Source organism: Paenibacillus pasadenensis (assembly GCF_023715725.1).
GTDB lineage: Bacteria > Bacillota > Bacilli > Paenibacillales > Paenibacillaceae > Paenibacillus_O > Paenibacillus_O pasadenensis_A.
On the sequence record NZ_JAMBOT010000012.1, the window covers coordinates 1 to 19,431 of the forward strand.

Sequence of the window (19,431 nt, forward strand, 5' to 3'; positions counted from 1 at the left end):
TTCATCGTATCGATTAAATTTCTGTCCCTTCTTTGGTGGCATAATAAAATCCCCTCCGGTCAACAGTGTTAGATTCATGATATCATGAACTCTTTTTTCACTGTCTACCACGAGGGGATAATATCACTCACTCTCCACATTTTTGAACTTCAAACAGCCAAAGAGCACCTGCTGTACACACGCATCGGAATGCGTGCATACAGCGGGTGCTCTTTTTACACCAATAATCAGCCCTTGACAGCCGAGCCGGTAATGCCTTGGATGATGAAGCGCTGGCCAAGCAGGAACACGATAATCATCGGAACGATGCTGGCGGAGGTGGCGGCCATCATGCCGTTGTAATCGACGTTGAATTCAAGGATAAAGTTCTGCATCCCGAGCGGAACCGTGTAGAGCTCCCGGTCCAGCAGAAAGACGAGCGCATTCTCGTAATCGTTCCACATCCAGGAGAAGTCGAGAATAGCCAAAGTTGCTAATGCCGGCTTCGCCAGCGGTATGAGCAGCCTGAAGAAGATGCGGAAATGGCCGGCCCCGTCGATAAACGCCGATTCCGTAATATCGTTCGGAATGGACATGAAAAACTGGCGGAGCAGAAACACGCCGAAGATTGTGAACAGGCCGGGCAGGATCAACGCCAGATGCGTGTTGTAAATGCCGATTTTGTCAAACAGGATAAATTTCGGAACGAACAGCACTTGCGGCGGCACCATCATCATGGACAGATAGAGCAAAAACAGCTGGTTCCTGCCCTTAAACTGGGTGCGCGCAAAGCCGTAGGCGGCGAATGCGGATAAAAAGGTCGCTCCGATTGTACAGATGACGGCGATTTTGAGCGAGTTGTAATAGTAGCGGACAAAGCTGTCCTCGCCCGTCCATACCTTGAGATGATGCTCAAGCGAAGGAGCCTTGGGAATCCAGCTCACCGGATAGTCGAATACTTCGCTTGGCGATTTGAACGAGGTGCTGATCATCCAGATGAACGGCAGAATCATAAACAATCCTGTCAAAATCATAACAGCGGTCATGATCAGCTTGCCAACGGATACCCGGCTCTTCGAGCGGGAAGAGCCGGCCGCTGCGGCTGGTGCTAAAGCGGTAGATGAAGGCTTCATGCGGGCTGCTTCCTTTCGAAGTTCAGTAATGTACCCATTTTTTCTGGCCGACCCACTGAATCATAGTAATGATGAAAATAATGGCGAACAGCACCCACGAAATAGCCGAAGCGTAGCCCATTTCGTAATAGCGGAATGCATTTTGATACACATACATGGAAAGAATCGTTGTGCTGTTGCCCGGCCCGCCCTGCGTTACGGCCTGGATCATGCCGAATGTTTTCATCGAGGAGATAAGACCGGTAATGAGCAGCAGGAAGGTCGAAGGGCTTACGAGCGGGAAAATAACGCTGACCACTGTTCTCCAGCGGCTTGCTCCGTCGATGCGCGCAGCCTCCAGCATCTCTTGCGGTACCTCTTGCAGAGCGGCCAAATAAATAATCATATTGTAGCCCAGCAGGAACCAGATCCAGATAATATCGATGGCGAACATGGAGGTGTCCGTTGTAGACAGCCATCCAGGAGGATTTGCAATGCCGATGCTTCGCAGAGTGTTATTGATAATGCCTTGCGAAGGCTGGAACAGCAGCATCCAGACGAAGGATACGGCAACTCCGCTCGTAATATAGGGCAGAAAATACATCGTACGCAGCATGTTTTTCAGATAAACGTTTTGATTAAGCGCCAGTGCGACAAAAAAGGCGAGCGCGATGGATATCGGTACTGCGGCGAGGAAAATCGCTGTATTTTCAAGCGACTGATAAAAGATCGGGTCCTGGAACAAACGACTGAAATTATCCAAACCTGTAAACTCAATATTGGGAGAGGTGTATTTGTAGTTCGTAAACATGATGCCGAGCGAGAACAAGGCGGGAATAACAAAGAACAGAATGACGCCGATCATGTTTGGCAAGATGAACAAATACCCGGTCAGCTGCTGCTTTCGGTTCCAGTTCATGCTGAGCTCCTTTCCGGGAAACAGGAGGAGCGCCGCTTTTGCGGGCACCCCTCCGTTATCGCCTATTTGCTGTTTTTAACGAAATCGTTATGACGCTTAACCGTGTTTTTCAAGGTATCTTCAATGGATTGGGACTGCGTAAAGTATTTCTCGTATTCTTCACGGCGCGCGTCAACAACTTGCTGAGAGAGCGGAACCGTGTAGGTCGGGAATTTGCCGAATACAACTTCTTCGAGGGATTTTACGTCGTAGCCTTCTTTGTTGCTGCCAAGCAGCGTGTCGAGAGCAGCGCCGATGTCGGCGTCTTTGGAAGCTGGAATGCGTCCGCCTGCAGCAAGCGGCTTCATTCCGCCGTCGGCGTACCATTTCAGGAACTCCCAAGCTTTGTCCTTGTTCTCGGACTTCGGATTAATGGAAATAACGTCGCCGAGACCGCCCGGGTATTTAAAGTTCGATTGGTCTGCGCTCACCTTTGGAATCATGGCAAACGCGATTTGGAAGTCATGAGGGAAATCCTTCAGGTTGTTCGCGCTGCGGAATACGAATTCGCCTGCGCCAAGCATAGCTGCTTCGCCTTTCAGGAACGCGGCGTCGGTCGGCATTTTGCTGGTCAGCTGCTCGCCGAGCGTCGGCATCGATTTGTCCGTATGCTGCATGTTGTACAGCGTTTCGTACGCTTTTTTCACGTTTGGATCGTCCAGGTTGGAGCTTCCGTCCGTTTTCGTATATCCGGAGCCGGCGTTTGTGCCGTCAAAAATGCTGTTGTAAGCGGACATGTCCATTACGTATCCGAAACGTTTTTCTTTTGTGAGCGCTTTGGCGTATTTTTGCAGATCGCCCATGTTCCAGTCCAGCGGAGGAACCGGCAGACCAGCCTCATCCAGCGCGTTTTTGTTCAGCCATACGAACGATACGTTCTTTTTGGTCGGCATGCCGTAGTAGCTGTCCTTAACCTTCCAGGCTTTGGCGTCCTCGCCCATCTTCTCATCGATGTTGTAATCGCCGTATGTGTTCAGATCAAGCGCATTGCCTGCTTCGACGCGCTTGACCAGCACAGGCAGGTTGTACGTGACATACAGATCGATGTTTTGGTTTGTCGCCAGTGCGGTGTCGAGCTTCAGGTTGCCGGCATCGTCGTTGACGAAGCGCTCGTATTTCACCTGCACGTCCGGGTTTTCCGCGTTCCAGGCGTCCACGACAGCCTGAGGACCCGCTTCAGCCGGTACCCCGCCCCACATCGTCAGTGTGACCGGCTTGGAATCACCGCCGGAATTGCCGCTGCCAGGCGAAGGTGACGCGCCGTTTGTTGCTTCGTTGCCGCCGCCGCAAGCAGCGAGGCTAGTTGCCAGTAGTACGCTTAATGCCGCTGTTCCCCATTTGCGTTTGTTTGTCATGTTTTTTTGACCTCCCAAGGAGTTGAATGCGTTTTCTTTTTACATCTTCACTATAACAGCGGCCGCTGAGAGGTCGAAGCAACAAAATCTTGTTCCGATAGCACAAAAGTTTGATGTTAGCTCGCACAATAATTCCGAAGGCTTTAGCGCTGCCTGTATGCGCTTGGCGTTATACCAGTTTCACGCTTGAATACCCTCGAGAAATAGTTTTCGTTCGGCATGCCGGAGGCAGCCGCGATTTCACTGATCGGCGCATCAGTTTCACGCAGCAGGCGGCAGGCGTGTTTAAGCCTGATGTCGAGCAGATATTGCGTCAAATTGCAGCCCATTTTCTTTTTGAACAGCACGCTCAAATATTTATCATCCATCATCGCGATGCCGCTTAGCAGCGCAAGGCTTATATCTTCGCTGAAATGCTCGTGCATGTACAAAATAACCCGATTGACGTCGGGATGATCGCACAGCTCGCCTGCCGCCTGGCGCCAGCGGTTAAGCAATTCCAAACAGGAACGTGCCAGCGCCTGACCTGCCGCTTCATGGGAAAGAGCCGCCTCCAGCTCATCCTCAACAGCGGCTTGTCCGCTTAGCGAGGAGAGCCTTCGCAGCAGGCGAAGCGCATGCAGACGGACTGAGGCGGCGGGCAGCCGCTGCTCCGTCATCCAGTCCCATATCCGCCTTAAGCCGGCTTCAAGCTCATTGGCATGTTTTTGCTCAAATGCTTGCAGCACAGCTTTTTCGAGAGGCCACGGAATACCTGCCGGAAGATGAATAGGCTTTTGTCCGGCAAGCAGGTAACCTCCGCGTTTTCCGGCATGCCATAGCTCGTCCAGACGTCCAAATAGCTGAAGGCTGATATTGCGCATCGTATCGGGGAATGCCCATTTAGCGCTCACATGCGGATAAGCAGGCGCGTCCACAAACGGTTTGCGGGAAAGCAGCAGCGTCATCCCGTAACGGCTGCAGGCCAGCACGTTCCGGTTGCCTGCGCTTATCTCGCCGCCGGCCGCATCCGGCGCGTCCCATTCATGAAGGATGACCCTCAGGTACGGATAGTCAGTGGGATCAATAGGCAAAACGCCATGTTCGGCCGTGACGTCCCCGTCTTCTTTTTCATACACCTGAAACAGCATCGCTCTCAAACGGTCGCCAAGCGTCGCGGACATCTGCCGGTCACGCTCCAGCTGCTGGCGAACCTTGAGCAGTGCCTCTGCCATTTTTTCCGGCGTCAGATACAGCTTCAGTACATACCCGGAAGCCCCGAGCTGGAGCGCCTGCTGCGCATGCTCAAAATCGTTCATAACGGTCAGCATGATAAACCGCGTCCGGGGAAAACGTTCGCTCGCCTGCTGAAGCAGCTGGATCCCGTCCATGACCGGCATCCGTATATCCGTCACGACCAGATCCGGCGTTTCCTTTTCAATCCATTCCATTGCCTCTTCCCCGTTGGAGCATTCTCCAATTACGGTGAAGCCGTTCTCCTCCCAAGGAATGCCGTTGCGGACCGATCTGCGCACAAAGGCTTCGTCCTCAACCAACAACACCGTCCACATTAAGATCGCCTCCATTTGAATAGGGATTGGAAATGAGCAGCGGGATCGTAATCGTTACCCGTGTGCCCTGCGGCAGCGGCTCAAGCTCAAGCGAGCTCATTCCCCGGAACAGAAGCGCCAGCCTCTCCCGTAAATTTTGCAGCGCAATCCCTTGGCCCTTATGGCCTTCGTCAGATGGCTGGCTGCTGGGACCTCTTCCGTTATCCTCCACCATGATGCGTATTTGCTGACCTATTTGAGAGACGCGGATCGTGATGCAGCCCTGTATGTCCAGCCCGGAAAACCCGTGATAAATGCTGTTCTCAACGAGCGGCTGCAGGCTCAGCTTCGGCACGAGAGAGTAACGCAGCGGTTCCGGCAGGTCGACCTCGTAGCGGAAGGCCTGGTCGTATTTGAGCTGCTGAATGAACAAGTAATGCTCCACGAGCTGCAGCTCCTGCTCCAGATGAATCAGATCGACATCCAGACGGATTCCAGCCTCCACCAGCTTGCCAAGCGATTCACAGGCAGCGGGAATTTGCCGGTCGCCAAGCCCAAGCGCCAGCCACTTGACCGTATTCAGCGTATTAAGCAGAAAATGGGGGTTCATCTGGGACAAAAGCGCCTGGAAGCGCATCGATTCCTTCTGCCGCTCCTCCACCTTCAGCCGGGCAATAAGCTCCTCCATATCCGTCACCATCCGGTTAAATCCTTTGACGAATACTTCCATCTCTCCGCGGAATTTATCAGGCGCAAGCTGCACCTTCAGGTTTAGGTCTGTCATATGGCTCATTTTTTTGCGCAGCAGGCGGAGCGGCCTCGTTATTGTATTAGATATTAAAAAGGTCATCAGCACAAATAACGCCATAATCGCGACCATCGCAAAAAGCAGAGTTTGTTTGATCCGGTTGACTTCAGCAAACAAAGTCTTGGTCGGAATGCTTTTTACTACGAACCAGCCCAGGCTCGGCACAGCGGCGTAACTGACCATCAGATGATCCTGCTGGCTCGTCCCCGACGTTTCCCAGACTGATGTATCCAAAGGCTGCGCCTGCGAGGCTCCGCCTTTTGCGGTGCTGACCAATACGTTTCCGCTGCCATCCGCCAGCTCATAGCGGGATTCAGGCTCCGCATTGGTGGCTGCGCTGCGGAACAGGCTGGAATAATCAACGCCAATTCTTACGATGGCATAAATCCGGTTGCTGGAGTCGCGCAAGCTTTTGTACAGCGCCAGATGAGGAGCGGCGATTCCATAAACGGAATTTACGCCGCCCTTCTCCAGCCGCCAGTCCGGCGTATCCGAACCGACAAAGGCGTCCAGCATCGGCTTGTCCTTCCGCAAATCCGCGTAATCAAGCTCACGGCTTGGCCCGTAGGAAGTGTAAATATGACCGTACTGATCCAGCACGGTATAGTACACAAATGAGCTGGCGATAAACACGCTGTTGTTGATCGAGCTGAATTTCTCGTCCATTTTTTTGGTTTCCAGGAGAGAAGCATAAGATGAAGAGACATCCGGCTGCTTTAAAATCGAGCTGACGGTTGAATCCTGCTCCAGCAGCGTAAACGTCTTTTTCGCAACGTTAAGCAGACCTTCCAATGATTCCGTTACGGAAGCCATCTGCCGTAAGTTCTGCGTGCTCACTTGATCACGGAGAACGGTTTCAAAACGCTGGAAAACAATCAGGCTGGTGCCGACAATCGGCAGAATAACCAATAATAAAAAGGCGAAAAACAATCTCCAGCGAAGCGTCTGCGGAATCCATCGTTTCATGCTGCCCCTCCATTTACTGCTTGTATAGGGTTTAGTATGTAGAAAAAAGAGCCTGGAATCCAGGCTCTTTTGGTTGATTTTAAATTTATTCGTACGCGCGAATTTCAATCAGCTCCGCAAAAGAGCTTCCGTTCGTTTCAAGCACGGTCAGACGAAGACGAGAAAGGCTGGTTTTTTCCGCCAAACGGTATACATGCTTCCGTTTCCGGTTGTCCGATTCCTCGGCAATCAATGTCCAATCGCCGCCGTTGCTTCCTTCAATGACGTATTTTTTCGCCAGCTCCGGAATGATTTCAAAATCAGTGCGGTGATGATGCAGATTAATCAGGTCCTCGTTCACATCATCGTTGAAGGTAACATGAACTTCGGAAATGGCCTGAGGAGCATCCCATGACAGCTCCAGCCATTGCGGACTTCCACTCAGCTCCTCGGACATCCATTGGTTCGGTCCGCCGTAAGGTCTGATGTAACCGCCGACTGCTTTGCCTGGCGCGTAGGCCTGGCTAACGCCTTTGGCGCGGAAGCACCATGGGCTGCGTCTTACTCCGTTCATCGACCACTGATGAATCAGCTTCTCCGGACTGCGGTCTTCCAGCTCCACAGCAACGGCAGGTACGAACGTTTGATTAAACGCCAGCACGCCGCTTAGGTTTTTGTTTCCTGCATGCAGGCTGACGGAAGTGTTTTTGCGTACGATGACAAATGCGTTTTGCGCTTGCTGCGGCTGCCATTCCAGCGGAACGTTCACCCACTGCTTTTCGCCAGGCTGCAGGTTTATATCTACCGATTGAACTTGGTTAGCCGGAACATAGTTCTCTCCGCGGCCCGTATCCCAAAGCTCTACGGTTAAAGTTGTAGCTGCATCCACGTCCACGAGCAACTCGACACCTTCCAGCGCCGGATCAACCGGGAACAAAATGCCAGCGGATCTTTCAAGCACATGGCTGCCAGCGGACTGCTCCACTGCGATGGAACGATATGTGCTGGAAGCCGTTACTTTGGCGCCAAGCGCCAGGTCCTTCTCGTCTCTGCTGGCAAGGCCGATAATGGATGCATCCTGGCGGAGCATCGTCTGTTGCAGCTCTGTCAGATGGCCGGCATGCAGCTCGCGCGGCGTGACGGAGTTTTGCACACACAGCGCTGCGCCCGAGCCAGCCGCTTCGCCGATAACCGCACAGGTCGCCATGACGCGGGTTGTGCCGAACGCAACGTGAGAAGCGCTGATGTTTCGGCCTGCGAACATCATATTGTTAACGTTTGAAGAGTATAGGGAACGGAACGGAATATGGTAGTTGCCGTCCGCATGCAAGTGTTTTGAACCGCTCTCGGTTGCATACACGCCTTGCGGCGGATGCAGGTCGATCGACCAGCCGCCGAATGCAACACGGTCTTCAAACGGCTCCTGCGCCATAATATCGTTTTGGTTCAGCGTGTAGTCGCCGATAAAACGCCGATATTCGCGTTTGCCCGGAACAGCGCCAACCCACTCCAATGTCATATTGGCCGCGTCTTCAAATTTGCCGGAATTTTTAATATAGTCCCAAATGCCGTATACGACGGCCCACAGCTCGTCCCGGATGCGCTCGTTGTCGTGAACCGTATCTAGCTCGCCGCCGAACTCGATCCACCAGTAGTCGCAGCCGTTGGAGCCGCTGCGGATAACCCGGCGCATTGGAATCGTCGTATTTTCGATATCGCGTGCGAAGGAAGGAGCTACGAATTTAACCGGATGGCCGACATCCTTCGTATAGAACAGGATGGTGCTGCCGAGCGTAATTCCGTCAGGCACTTCCGGTGCCCAATCTTCGTTGTATTCTGATTTCGCCTCGCGGCCGATCTTGAAGCCCGCTCCGGCCAAAAAGCCGACAAGGCCGTCGCCCGTACAATCAATGTACATCGGGCTCTTGAACGTGATTTTACGCTCGGAGCCGGCCATCCAGCCCGTTACGGAGAGGATTTTGCGGTCCTCGGCAGGGCCCTCCGCCTCCGCCTCGTGCACATCTGTATTTAAAAAGAGCGTGATGTTGCTTTCGGCCAGCACCGTTTCCAGCACGACCAGATCCCACAGATAAGGATTGCCGTCCGGATTGCGGTACTGGTTCTCGACGAACATTTCGCCCATGATACCCGTTTCACGAGCATAACGGTTATTGCCATGCGCCGTAGCGCCGCAAACCCATACCCGTACTTCGCTGCTGGAATTGCCCCCGAGTACCGGACGATTTTGGACAAGCGCCACTTTTTGGCCCAGTCTTGCCGCCGCTACCGCTGCGCAGACCCCTGCCAAACCGCCGCCGATGACTGTTACATCACATTGAAAGGTTTCTGTTCTCACGTTGACAACCTCCAGAGTTGAGCTTTTATTATATCCTTAATTTCATTATAATAAGGCTAGAAAACGCTATCCATGCACTTTTTTATCAAAAATCATATCTTTTATTTCAATGGTGAGGTGCGCCAAATGAACATTATTCTGCCGGATCCCGATTTCGTCGACCATACGTATTGGGAAAATAAAACGCAGTTTCAGCTAGCCTCGGACCGTTATGAATATTGGGTATTGTTTGCCGTGGAGAAAGGCGGATTCCGCTTCAAAATCGGCTCGTTAAGCGGAAGCGCCCAATTTTCTGAAGCGGTATTATGTCCGCCTGGCGTAAAATTTAACCGTGAAGTGCTGGACCCGGTCACATTTCATTTTTTGTCGTTCAAGGCGGCCAAAACTTTGAATCGGTCCGACACTATTCCGCTTTCCCCATTGAAGCTGACGTTCAGCGATAAACAGCGTCTGCTCAATACTCTCTTCCAGCTGCGCAACTGCGCAGCCGCCAATGCGACCGCTAAGGAAAAAATTTGCCAGAAATGGAGTGCCCATTTGCTTTCCGATCTGCTGATGCAGTTCGCCTGGGAGAATTCCCAGCCCGCTCATGCGCAGTCGAACCGGGACGACAGCGGCGATCCGCTGCTCCGCACAGCCAGACTAAGAATTGAAGAGACCGCGCTCCGCCAGTTAAGTCTCGGTGAGCTGGCCAGCGAGCTTGGCATGTCGCCAGTTCAGCTGACCCGGAGGTTTAAAGCCCGCTACGGGCTGTCTCCCTCCGCCCTCCAGCAATCGATCCGCCTGCAAAAGGCCCGGACCCTGCTGACGGAAACGTCGTTTACGTTGGAGGAAATCGCCGAGGAATGCGGATACGAAAGCGGCTTTTATTTGAGCCGGCTATTTAAAAAGCAAGTTGGGACAAGCCCGTCGGAATACCGCAGCCGGTTCCGCATTTAAAAGGTCAGGCGTAAACGCAGTCGCTACCCTAACAAGGTCAACGCCTTTATTGGCTGCGCTCATGAAAAAGCCCGCTGCGTCCTGAGGACGAGCGGGCTCTTGCCTTTATTCGCGGCTGCCGTCAAAACTTCTATTTCTCGGCTGCCTTCTCTTCTTTATGGTCGCTAACAAGCTCTTTGGCGGAGGACTTGAATTCATGTAGCGTTCTTCCTACGGCTCTTCCCAGCTCTGGCAGCTTAGATGGTCCAAATACGATCAGGACAACAATCAAAATCATGACAAGTCCGGGGAATCCGATATTTTGCAGCATGCGCCTCACTCCTATGTGTTTATTTCCGCCTCACCCGCCGCATTAGTCCTGGTTATGGAGCTGCGGGTAGACCGCTACCGCCTCAATCTCGATCAGCCAATCCGAGTTGACGAGTCCCGCCACGCCAACGGTAGAGCGTGCCGTTTTAACCGGATTGGTTTTTGTGTTGAAGAACTGGGCATAGGCGTCAAACCAGCCCGTGTAATCGATTTTATTGTCCTTGGCGGGATCGGCCACTAAATAAACCCGCAAATACACAACATCCTTCATTGTGAGTCCTTGTTCCTTAAGCTGCTTCTCAATTTCCTTTAATATACCGATGCCTTGCGTTTTGGTATCTCCATACCGCTCATAGAGCGTTTTGCCTTCTTTGTTCAGCATCGGCGGAACGGTTCCGCTCGTATGAAACGTTGCCGCCCCTTCTGGAATGGCCACCGCGCTGGATATGGAAGAGGACGGGCTTCCGTAAAATTCAGCCTCATGCACCGGCTCAAGCGGCAGCTTGTTCGGCTTGTCCGACCCTGCGGCGTATACGCTTGCCCCGACAAAGCAGGATGCGACTAAAAGCGCCGGCACCCATTTTTTCAAAGATATTTTCATTTTGAATGCGCCTCCTCGTTACGCCTTTAATACGCGTTCATGAATGTCCGCTACAACCTGCCTAGCCGATTCGATGCCGCCAGCCATCCAACCGGTCAAATAACTTAAATGTTCACCAGCCAAATAAATTCTGCGATCCGGCTTACAGAGCGTCGGATAGTACGTTTTACGGGCATCTTGGGAATAGGACGCCCAGCCGCCTAAATTGTATTTGATTTTTTTCCAGTCGACCGAAAAAGAAGCTTCGAACTCCTTGTAATATTGAGGATGGATTTTGGCTCCCTGCTTCAGCGCGTAATCTTCGCGTTCCTTGAAGGTCATCGCCCCCAGCTTGTCGGCGTTGGAGCCGAACGTATAGTAGCCAAGCAGCAGTCCTTTTTTGCCGAAATATTCGGTAGGCGGATAATAAATGGAGGAGATATCCATATTCGTCAGCGTATTGCCGCCGTAAATCTGGTCGTCCTCTTCCCAAAATCTGCGGCTGAACTGCATGCCGATTTTGCCGGCCGAGGCGTAGTTGACGCTTCGGATCGCTTGACTCATTGCAGGCGAAAAGTCTGCCGGAATATCTTTGAGCACCGGGAGCGGAATGGTGCAGATGCAATAGTCTGCGGTAAGCTCTAACGTCTGGCCTGTCTGCATATTTGTATACACAACCCGAACGCCAGAATCCGACTGCCGAATCTCTTTCACCTCGGAGTGATGTTTGATCCGATTGCCGAGCCGCTTCTCAAAAGCACTCGAAATTGCATCCATGCCACCGACCGGATGGAACATCATCATCTGTTGGTCATACCCGTACTCGCTGCTGAAATAATTGCCCAGGCCGGAGTTGAGAATTGCCTTCAAATCAAACGGATCTCGAATTACCCCGGCATCGAGACGCCCTCCCGGCTCATCCTTGTACCCGCCGCGTGAAGAGCCTTTGTAAAACAGATCAGCGTCGAGATCACCTTCGGTTCTCAAATATTGGACAAGCTTTTCCTTTTCCTCCGGCGTAATTGGCAGGTCCAGCGCCTTTTGGTTGACGGCCTTGGCCAGCATCTCCGATATGTAACCTCTGACATCGGCTTTAGCCGCGCGCTTTCGGATTTTTTGTCCGGAAAGCGTGCCTACGTTTTCGTTGTAATAATAGGCGTTGTCATTGACGTTGTTGAACGGCTCAAGCTGAACGCCGAATTTGCGGCAGTAATCCAGCGTCGCATGGAACTGCGGAATCCGCATCGGCCCCGCGTTCAGATAAAGTCCGGGAGCGAAGCGGGCAACCTGTTTGGCACTGCCGGTTTCGGCGATGGTTGTGCCCCGGCGCACCGACCAGATTCGTCCGCCGGAGCGTGCCCTCGCCTCCAGAATTGTACAATCATAACCCGCTTCTCCGAGCTCATAAGCGGCTGTCATACCGGCAATGCCTGCGCCAAGAATAATGATTTTTTTGCCGTTGCGTCCAGCCAAAGACAGGTCGCTTTTCCCCGGAGGCGTGTAGCTGGATGCTTTAATTGTGTCGGGTGAAAGCAGCCCCATCGTTCCCATCACACTCATCAAAGCTGCCGATCCGCCGATTTTCCCGACTGTCGTCAGAAATTTTCTGCGGCTCATGTCCTGCGGCTGATTCTGATTGTGCATGCTGCAACCTCTCCTTTGCCGTGATTTACAAAGCAAAAGTAACACATGCCCTTCCTTGACGTCTTTATTTCATGTAACTAAATGTGACATTATAGTTTTTTATCGATTTCGAATTTCCTATAAGTTAGTCCAAAACACATATTTTTTTTGCTATTATGAATCTTTCGACTCCATATCAGATGAGCCCAAAGTCATATATACAGATAATATTGCAATGCGTAGTATAAAAAACATGCCGCAGATATAACATCCAAACAAATCACCTAACATCAATTCAGAACTGGAGGTCGTAATATGGAAAAAAAAGTAATGAGTATGGGGACCGTCCGTGAACTGACCGGATTAACTGCCCGGCAAATTCGTTACTATGAACAACGACAGCTTATCTTTCCGCTGCGAACTCCAGGCGGCATGCGGCGCTATTCTTTTTCGGACGTTGAAAGAATCAAAACCATTCATCAAAAGCTTCAGGATGGATTTCAAACGGTGGAGCTCAGGAAAATGGGGCAACTGTAAACAGCTGTTTGTATAAATAGTCCATGTACGATAAATCGTTACTGTGAAAGCAGGTGCTCAAATGGAATTTGACAGCAGCATGCCGCTAATGGAACATTTCAAGGAACTGCGCAAACGGCTCCTCCGCATCTTTATCATGGTTGCCTTATCGACAGGAGGAGGACTGTTCGTCTCCCCAATTATTCTTAATCATCTCAAAACGATTCCTCCCGCTTCCGAAATCAGCTGGAATGTGTTCTCGCCATGGGACGGATTGCGAATGTACATGAATATCGCTCTCCTTTTTGCCGCAGCTGTTACACTGCCGTACATCATGTATCAAATTTGGCAATTCGTAAAATCGGGACTCAGCCGTACCGAACAAAAGCTGGCTCTCCGCTATATCCCCTATACCGTTCTATGTTTTGCCATCGGCCTCTCCTTCGCCTATTATGTTGTCTTCCCGATGAGCTATTCCTTCACCGTAACTATTTCCCGGAAGCTTGAGTTGGTGGAAACCTACGGGATCTCTCAATATTTAGGCTTTATGATGAATATTATATTGCCGGTGTCGCTGGCGTTCGAGCTCCCCGTCGTAGTTATGTTCCTCACCACAATCGGCATTTTGACCCCGCAAAGACTGCGCCGGATGCGCCGATACGCCTATCTGGTTTTGGTCATCGTTTCCGCCCTCATCTCACCGCCGGATTTTGTTTCTCATTTTATGGTGTTCATTCCGCTCATTGTGCTGTATGAAATCAGCGTTTGGTTGTCCGGAGTCGTATTCCGACAACGTGCGGAACGTCAAGAAGCGGCACTGGGCACAGCCGGAAGCATCGAATATTAATGTGCAGCATAAAAAGGCAGACGGCGCCGAATTCACCGGAGTGAATTCAGAACGCGCGTCTGCCTGTGAATGATGACCAATCATTGCTCCACGATGGCTTAACAGCGGCTTAACGGGCTTTTGGCTATTCTTGAATGTAGCTGCAGCAGTAGTCCGTTACGCTGTTAATGACCAGCTTGAACTTAGCGTTTGCCGGAACGGTAAACTCGCCTTCGCCTTGAATGACGATCCATTCCTCGCTGCCCGGCAGCTGCACCTTCAAATCGCCGGCAAGAATTTCCATAATTTCTTTTGTATCAGTGCCGAATTCATATTCGCCCGGGAGCATGATGCCGAGCGTTTTTTTGGTGCCATCCGGAAAAATAACCGTGCGGCTCGTAACTTTACCGTCGAAGTAAACATTGGCTTTTTTGACTGCGGTGACGTTCTCGAATTGGGACATAAATCTTCAGTTCTCCTTCTGGTTGGGGTTAACCGGCGTTGCTCTGGCGCTCGCCGCTCCTGCGTTCTTTACCGCTTTAGCATATCATACTATTCTGCTCAGAAAAAGCCGGAAAAGGCTAGGCCTTTTCCGGCTGGATCAGTCACATCGGTTACGCAGAGCGTGTTACAGCAGCTCCTTCACCTTTGCCACAACGTTTTCAACTGTGAAGCCGTATTCCTTGATGACGCGGTCGCCAGGAGCGGATGCGCCGAACGTATCGATGCCGAGCACCGCGCCGCCGTCACCTGTGTAACGGTGCCAGCCGAACGGATGCGCCATCTCAATCGCCAGACGGGCTTTAACTTCCGGCAGCAGGACGGAATCGCGGTATGCTTTGTCCTGTTTGTCGAACAGATCCCAGCTTGGCATGCTGATGACGCGAGCTTGAATGCCCTCTTCAGCCAGCGCTTTTTGAGCCGCTACAGCCAATTGAACCTCGGAGCCAGTAGCCAGCAGTTGAACCTGCGGCTTGCCGCTTGCTGCTTCGGAGACAACGTAAGCGCCGCGTTTGATGCCTTCGCGTGCTTTTTCCGCCGTTCCTTCGAGAATCGGCAGATTTTGACGAGTCAATACGAGAGCAACCGGGTTTTTCTTGTTCTCCAGCGAGTATGCCCATGCCGCGGACGTTTCGTTGCCGTCAGCCGGACGGATAACCGTCAGGTTCGGGATCACGCGGATGCTGGCAAGCTGCTCGATCGGCTCATGCGTAGGGCCGTCTTCGCCAACCGCGATGCTGTCATGCGTGAGCACATACGTTACCGGCAGGCCCATCAGAGCTGCCAGGCGCACAGCCGGACGCAGGTAGTCGGTGAATACAAAGAACGTTCCGCCGAATACTTTCATGCCTTGGTGCAGCGCCATGCCGTTCATCGCCGCTGCCATGCCGAACTCGCGAATTCCGTAGTAGATGTTGCGGCCGGCATAACTGCCCGCTTTATATACGTCGATACCCTTCAGATGGGTCATCGTGGAGCTTTCCAGGTCGGCGGAGCCGCCGGCAAGCGCCGGCACGTTAGGCGCCAGGCCGTTCAACGCGTTGCCGGATGCAACCCGAGTCGATACCGGTTTGTCTTCCGTGGAGTATACCGGCAGCTTGGAGTCCCAGCCTTCAGGCAGGTCGCCGCTTACCGATTGTTTGAATTGAAGCGCAAGCTCCGGATAAGCCTGCTCGTATTTTGCGAACAGCTCGTCCCAAGCCGCATTGGCCTGTTCGCCTTTTTGCTTCACTTCTGCAAAGTTAGCGCGAACTTCGTCCGGCACGAAGAATGGCTCTTCAGAAGCCCACTCATAGAACTTCTTGGTCAATACCGTTTCTTCTGCGCCAAGCGGGCTGCCGTGCGGTCCAGCATGGCCGCCTTTGCCGCCTTTGTTTGGGCTGCCGTAGCCGATCACCGTTTTCACTTCGATCAGCGTCGGTTTGCCTGTTTCGGCTTGCGCCTTGGCGATTGCATCAGCCAGCGCCGTAAGATCGTTGCCGTCCTCTACGCGCAGCACCTGCCAGCCGTAACCTTCGAAACGTTTTTCTACGCTTTCGGAGAAGCTCAGATTGAGCTCGCCGTCCAGGGAAATATCATTGGAATCGTACAGCATGATCAGCTTGCCGAGTCCAAGATGTCCAGCCATGGAAGCCGCTTCGTTGGAAATACCCTCGGAAAGATCGCCGTCTCCGCAAATAACATAGGTGAAGTGGTTGATCAGCTCATGATTGTCTTTGTTGTAAACGGCCCCCAGATGAGCCTCTGCCATTGCCATGCCGACTGCCATACCGACACCTTGTCCGAGCGGACCGGTCGTAGCGTCAACGCCAGCCGTGTGGCCGAATTCCGGATGTCCAGGCGTTTTGGAGCCCCATTGGCGGAAGCTTTTCAGATCGTCGATGGACAGATCGTAACCGGAAAGATGCAGCAGGCTGTAAAGCAGCATCGAGCCGTGGCCTGCGGACAGCACAAAGCGGTCGCGGTTAATCCAGGTCGGATTAGCCGGATTGTGCGTCATCGATTTGGCGAACAGCTGGTAGCCCATAGGAGCTGCTCCCATCGGCATGCCGGGATGGCCGGATTTTGCTTTTTCGACTGCGTCGATGGAAAGCGTGCGGATCGTTGTTACGGATAGCTGGTCAATCGTAGCTTGGGTAATAGCCATAGTTCATTCTCCTCCAGTTTTGGCGGTTCGTATGCTAGTTGCAGGATGCGCCGCTAAGCCGTTAGGGGCAGAAGTGCTCATGCGTAAAAAGCCCACAAACTGTACCAGAAAGGTACAGTTTGTGCAGATTGCGGTTTAATACGGCCTGTGCGCCGCCTTGCACTATGAGAAACATTGTACCATTCCGAATTTGGCATTGCCATTAGGCAGCGCCGGACTCAGCATGAAGGTTTCATGAATGGTTAACCGTGGAAAACGACCGTTTTGTTCTGATGAACAAGAATGCGGTCCTCGGCATGCCATTTGACAGCGCGGGCGAGAACAACACGTTCAATGGTACGGCCGATCCGCTTCAGGCTTGGAACGTCGTCGCGGTGACTTACCCGCTGCACGTCCTGCTCAATAATCGGTCCTCCGTCAAGCTCCTCGGTGACGTAGTGGGCCGTAGCGCCGATAATTTTGACGCCGCGGTTGTATGCTTGCGCGTACGGCTTGCCGCCTACAAACGCCGGAAGGAAGGAGTGATGGATGTTAATAATACGGTTCGGGAACTGCTCGATTACTTTTGGCGATACAATTTGCATATAACGGGCCAGAACGATCAAATCGGCGTTGCGGCCGATCGTTTCCAGCTGCTTGCGTTCCGCTTCCGCTTTTGTTTCCGGCGTAACCGGAATATGATGATAGGGAATTCCGAACGACTCCACAAGCACGCGCATGTCGGGATGATTGCTAATAACCATAGCAATTTCGACGTCCAGATCGCCTGCCTGCCACTGCCATAACAGCTCAAGCAGACAATGGTCCTCTTTGGAGACAAAAATGGCAAGGCGTTTCTTGCGGCTGGCACGGAACGTATGCCACTTCATCTCAAAGCGGTCGGCTACGCGGGTAAAGTCCTCCTGCAAAACAGGAAGCTGCTTGTCCATATCGGCAAGGTCAAATTCAAAGCGGATGAAAAACATTCCGCCTTCCGGGTCCATCGTATATTGGTCGGATTGCACAATATTCGCGCCGTGCTCATACAGGAACTGAGAAACTGCGGCAACGATGCCCGGACGATCCGGACAGGAGATAAGCATCCGTGCCCGGCCGGAGTTCGCTTCGGAACCGGCCTGGGATGATTGATAGGAGTGAGGCATAAGAATTGGGTCTTCCTTCCATGAAAAATTAAAGTAGGATCGGCTCTGCTCAGGCGTTGACGAGCGCTTGTTTGCCGGCGAACCAGTACGTAATCAGCTGATTCAATTCTTCCTCGGCCGTATCTCTGAAGTCCTCGCCGGACTCGCGAACGAGATCATAAAGCCGTTCCATCGGCTCGCGCGGGTCGGCCTTGCGGGCTTTGGCGTCGCTTTTTATCGTATCCCATACGGAAAGCACATAGGTACGGCGGTCGATTTCCTGCTTGCCGAAGAAATGATGCAGTCTCTCCAGCTGATCGTAAAAACGTTCGCCGAACCGCTCCATACCGTCGCCGCGCAGAAGCGCAATTTCGGCCTCGTACATCGGACGCTGCTTTTTCGGATCTTTGCCAATCCATGGCGTCTCCAAAATGAACGGCCGGCCGGCAAGCGCCTCGTGATGCACGATCGATTGGAGCGCATCATAACCGAGCCAGCCCGAACCGATTGGAGTATGGCGGTCTTTATGGGAGCCGAGCGGATTTTTGGTATCGTTGACGTGCACAACCGCGGCCTTGTCCAGCCCGACGATGCGATCGAACTGCTCCAGTACTCCGTCCAGATCGCCTGCCAGATCATAGCCGGCGTCATGCATATGGCAAGTGTCAAGGCAGACCGTCAGGCGGTTGTTGTTTTGAACCTTGTCCATGATCGCCGCCAGCTCCTCGAACGTGCGGCCGATTTCGGTGCCTTTGCCCGCCATCGTTTCCAGCGCAATATTGACATCCGTCTCTTCCACGCCGGACAATACCTCGTTCAGACCTTCGGCGATCCGGTTGATGCCGAACTCCGCATCCTTATCCGTATAGGCGCCAGGGTGCAGCACGATGTTGCGCACGCCGATCGCATGGGTACGGCGGATTTCTTCCTGCAAAAAGCGAACCGCGAGCTCAAAGGTGTCTTCCTTATAAGAGCCGAGATTAATGATATATGGCGCATGCACGACAATTTCTCCAATGCCTGCGCTTTCCATCAGCTGTTTGCCTTCCTCTATATATAGGGAATCAATCGGTTTTCGCCTCGTATTTTGCGGCGCGCCGGTATAGATCATAAATGAGCTGGAACCGTACGAAATGGCCTCCTGAGCCGCTGTAACCAGTCCTTTATCGCTAAAGGATACATGAGAGCCGATTTTTAGCATGCTTCAACCGCCCTTCGAAAATAATTTAAGAAAACAATTAGTCTTATTCTACAGGGTGCATCGAAATAAAGCTAGGAATCGGCTATAATTTGGATGAGGTGACTCCATTAATGAAGGATACTCCAGAATGGTTTATGTTTTTTATCGTTTTTTGGGCGTTTGTGATGGTTGGCTCGATGGCTATAGGCGGTTATTTTATGTTCCGCAAATTCCTGAAGGTGCTTCCGAAACGCGACGGCAAGTCCAAGCTGGACTGGCAAAACTACTGGGTTGATCGAAGCCGCAGCATGTGGACCGAGGATGCCAAGGAGCTGCTAGAGGAGCTCGTTTCCCCTGTTCCGGGGCCGTTCCGTGATATCGCCAAACATTCCATTGCGGCCAGAATCGGACAAGTCGCCGTTGAAAGCGGTTCGAGCGAAGTGACCCGCGCCCATTGCATAGAAGGTTATATTCGCGCTACGCCGAAGCGGGATTACCGGAGTCTTGTTACCTTTCTCGACAAGCGCGGTATTGACTACTCGGCCTATCATCACTTGCTGAACCGCTGATGGAATACGCAAGCATTACTTGAATCTCCACAGCTTCGCGGGTGCTTAGTTAATTCAGGTCATAGGTGCGGATTGGCGC

17 protein-coding genes are annotated in these 19,431 nt (G+C 52.4%); 4 read left to right on the plus strand and 13 right to left on the minus strand.

From position 1 onward, the window contains the following. Positions 1-227 precede the first annotated feature (227 nt). The 6 genes from M3223_RS20000 to M3223_RS20025 form a co-directional block, all read right to left on the minus strand. Positions 228-1,112, minus strand: coding sequence for a carbohydrate ABC transporter permease (locus M3223_RS20000; protein WP_435368033.1), 885 nt, complete (start codon positions 1,110-1,112; stop codon positions 228-230). Between the two features lie 22 nt (positions 1,113-1,134). Next, positions 1,135-2,010: a carbohydrate ABC transporter permease gene (locus tag M3223_RS20005; RefSeq protein ID WP_251564918.1), complete on the minus strand. Its 876-nt coding sequence runs from the start codon at positions 2,008-2,010 to the stop codon at positions 1,135-1,137. Between the two features lie 62 nt (positions 2,011-2,072). After that, complete coding sequence (locus M3223_RS20010) at positions 2,073-3,404, minus strand: ABC transporter substrate-binding protein (protein WP_251564921.1); 1,332 nt, start codon at positions 3,402-3,404, stop codon at positions 2,073-2,075. 143 nt (positions 3,405-3,547) lie between these two features. Continuing rightward, a complete protein-coding gene (locus M3223_RS20015; protein WP_251564924.1) occupies positions 3,548-4,954 on the minus strand; it encodes a response regulator in 1,407 nt (468 codons plus the stop codon). Continuing rightward, positions 4,932-6,707, minus strand: coding sequence for a cache domain-containing sensor histidine kinase (locus M3223_RS20020; RefSeq protein WP_251564925.1), 1,776 nt, complete (start codon positions 6,705-6,707; stop codon positions 4,932-4,934). The genes M3223_RS20015 and M3223_RS20020 overlap by 23 nt, the downstream gene beginning before the upstream one ends. A gap of 85 nt (positions 6,708-6,792) precedes the next feature. Continuing rightward, entirely contained in the window at positions 6,793-9,042 is a 2,250-nt protein-coding gene (locus M3223_RS20025) for an FAD-dependent oxidoreductase (protein WP_251564927.1), read from the minus strand. 126 nt (positions 9,043-9,168) lie between these two features. On the opposite strand from M3223_RS20025, the gene M3223_RS20030 reads away from it, so the two are divergent. Then, entirely contained in the window at positions 9,169-9,981 is an 813-nt protein-coding gene (locus M3223_RS20030) for a helix-turn-helix domain-containing protein (protein ID WP_251564929.1), read from the plus strand. Between the two features lie 130 nt (positions 9,982-10,111). Here the strand turns inward: M3223_RS20030 and M3223_RS20035 are convergent, their stop codons facing one another. From M3223_RS20035 to M3223_RS20045, 3 genes are read right to left on the minus strand one after another with little or no spacing between them, the layout of a single operon-like run. Then, a complete protein-coding gene (locus tag M3223_RS20035; RefSeq protein ID WP_251564932.1) occupies positions 10,112-10,291 on the minus strand; it encodes a twin-arginine translocase TatA/TatE family subunit in 180 nt (59 codons plus the stop codon). 42 nt (positions 10,292-10,333) lie between these two features. Continuing rightward, positions 10,334-10,891, minus strand: a complete 558-nt coding sequence (locus M3223_RS20040) for a RidA family protein (protein WP_251564933.1) — start codon at positions 10,889-10,891, stop codon at positions 10,334-10,336. 18 nt (positions 10,892-10,909) lie between these two features. Continuing rightward, positions 10,910-12,514, minus strand: a complete 1,605-nt coding sequence (locus tag M3223_RS20045) for a flavin monoamine oxidase family protein (protein ID WP_251564935.1) — start codon at positions 12,512-12,514, stop codon at positions 10,910-10,912. Between the two features lie 294 nt (positions 12,515-12,808). On the opposite strand from M3223_RS20045, the gene M3223_RS20050 reads away from it, so the two are divergent. Both M3223_RS20050 and tatC read left to right on the plus strand, forming a co-directional pair. Continuing rightward, positions 12,809-13,030, plus strand: coding sequence for a MerR family transcriptional regulator (locus tag M3223_RS20050; RefSeq protein ID WP_251564937.1), 222 nt, complete (start codon positions 12,809-12,811; stop codon positions 13,028-13,030). 61 nt (positions 13,031-13,091) lie between these two features. Further along, positions 13,092-13,856: a twin-arginine translocase subunit TatC gene (tatC, locus tag M3223_RS20055; RefSeq protein WP_251564939.1), complete on the plus strand. Its 765-nt coding sequence runs from the start codon at positions 13,092-13,094 to the stop codon at positions 13,854-13,856. Positions 13,857-13,980: 124 nt separating this feature from the next. On the opposite strand, the gene M3223_RS20060 is transcribed toward tatC, so the two are convergent. The 4 genes from M3223_RS20060 to M3223_RS20075 all read right to left on the minus strand — a co-directional run bounded on the left by M3223_RS20060 (position 13,981) and on the right by M3223_RS20075 (position 18,804). Then, the gene (locus M3223_RS20060; protein WP_251564941.1) at positions 13,981-14,298 is read right to left on the minus strand and encodes a pyrimidine/purine nucleoside phosphorylase; all 318 of its coding nucleotides are present in this window, start codon (positions 14,296-14,298) and stop codon (positions 13,981-13,983) included. A 165-nt stretch (positions 14,299-14,463) separates the two neighbouring features. Further along, a complete protein-coding gene (gene tkt / locus M3223_RS20065) occupies positions 14,464-16,482 on the minus strand; it encodes a transketolase (protein WP_251564943.1) in 2,019 nt (672 codons plus the stop codon). 242 nt (positions 16,483-16,724) lie between these two features. Next, a complete protein-coding gene (gene purU, locus M3223_RS20070; RefSeq protein ID WP_251564945.1) occupies positions 16,725-17,624 on the minus strand; it encodes a formyltetrahydrofolate deformylase in 900 nt (299 codons plus the stop codon). Positions 17,625-17,673: 49 nt separating this feature from the next. Beyond that, on the minus strand, positions 17,674-18,804 hold the full coding sequence (locus tag M3223_RS20075; RefSeq protein WP_251564947.1) for a deoxyribonuclease IV: 1,131 nt from the start codon (positions 18,802-18,804) through the stop codon (positions 17,674-17,676). Positions 18,805-18,914: 110 nt separating this feature from the next. On the opposite strand from M3223_RS20075, the gene M3223_RS20080 reads away from it, so the two are divergent. Next, positions 18,915-19,352: a DUF2621 domain-containing protein gene (locus M3223_RS20080; RefSeq protein ID WP_251564949.1), complete on the plus strand. Its 438-nt coding sequence runs from the start codon at positions 18,915-18,917 to the stop codon at positions 19,350-19,352. Positions 19,353-19,431: the final 79 nt, after the last annotated feature.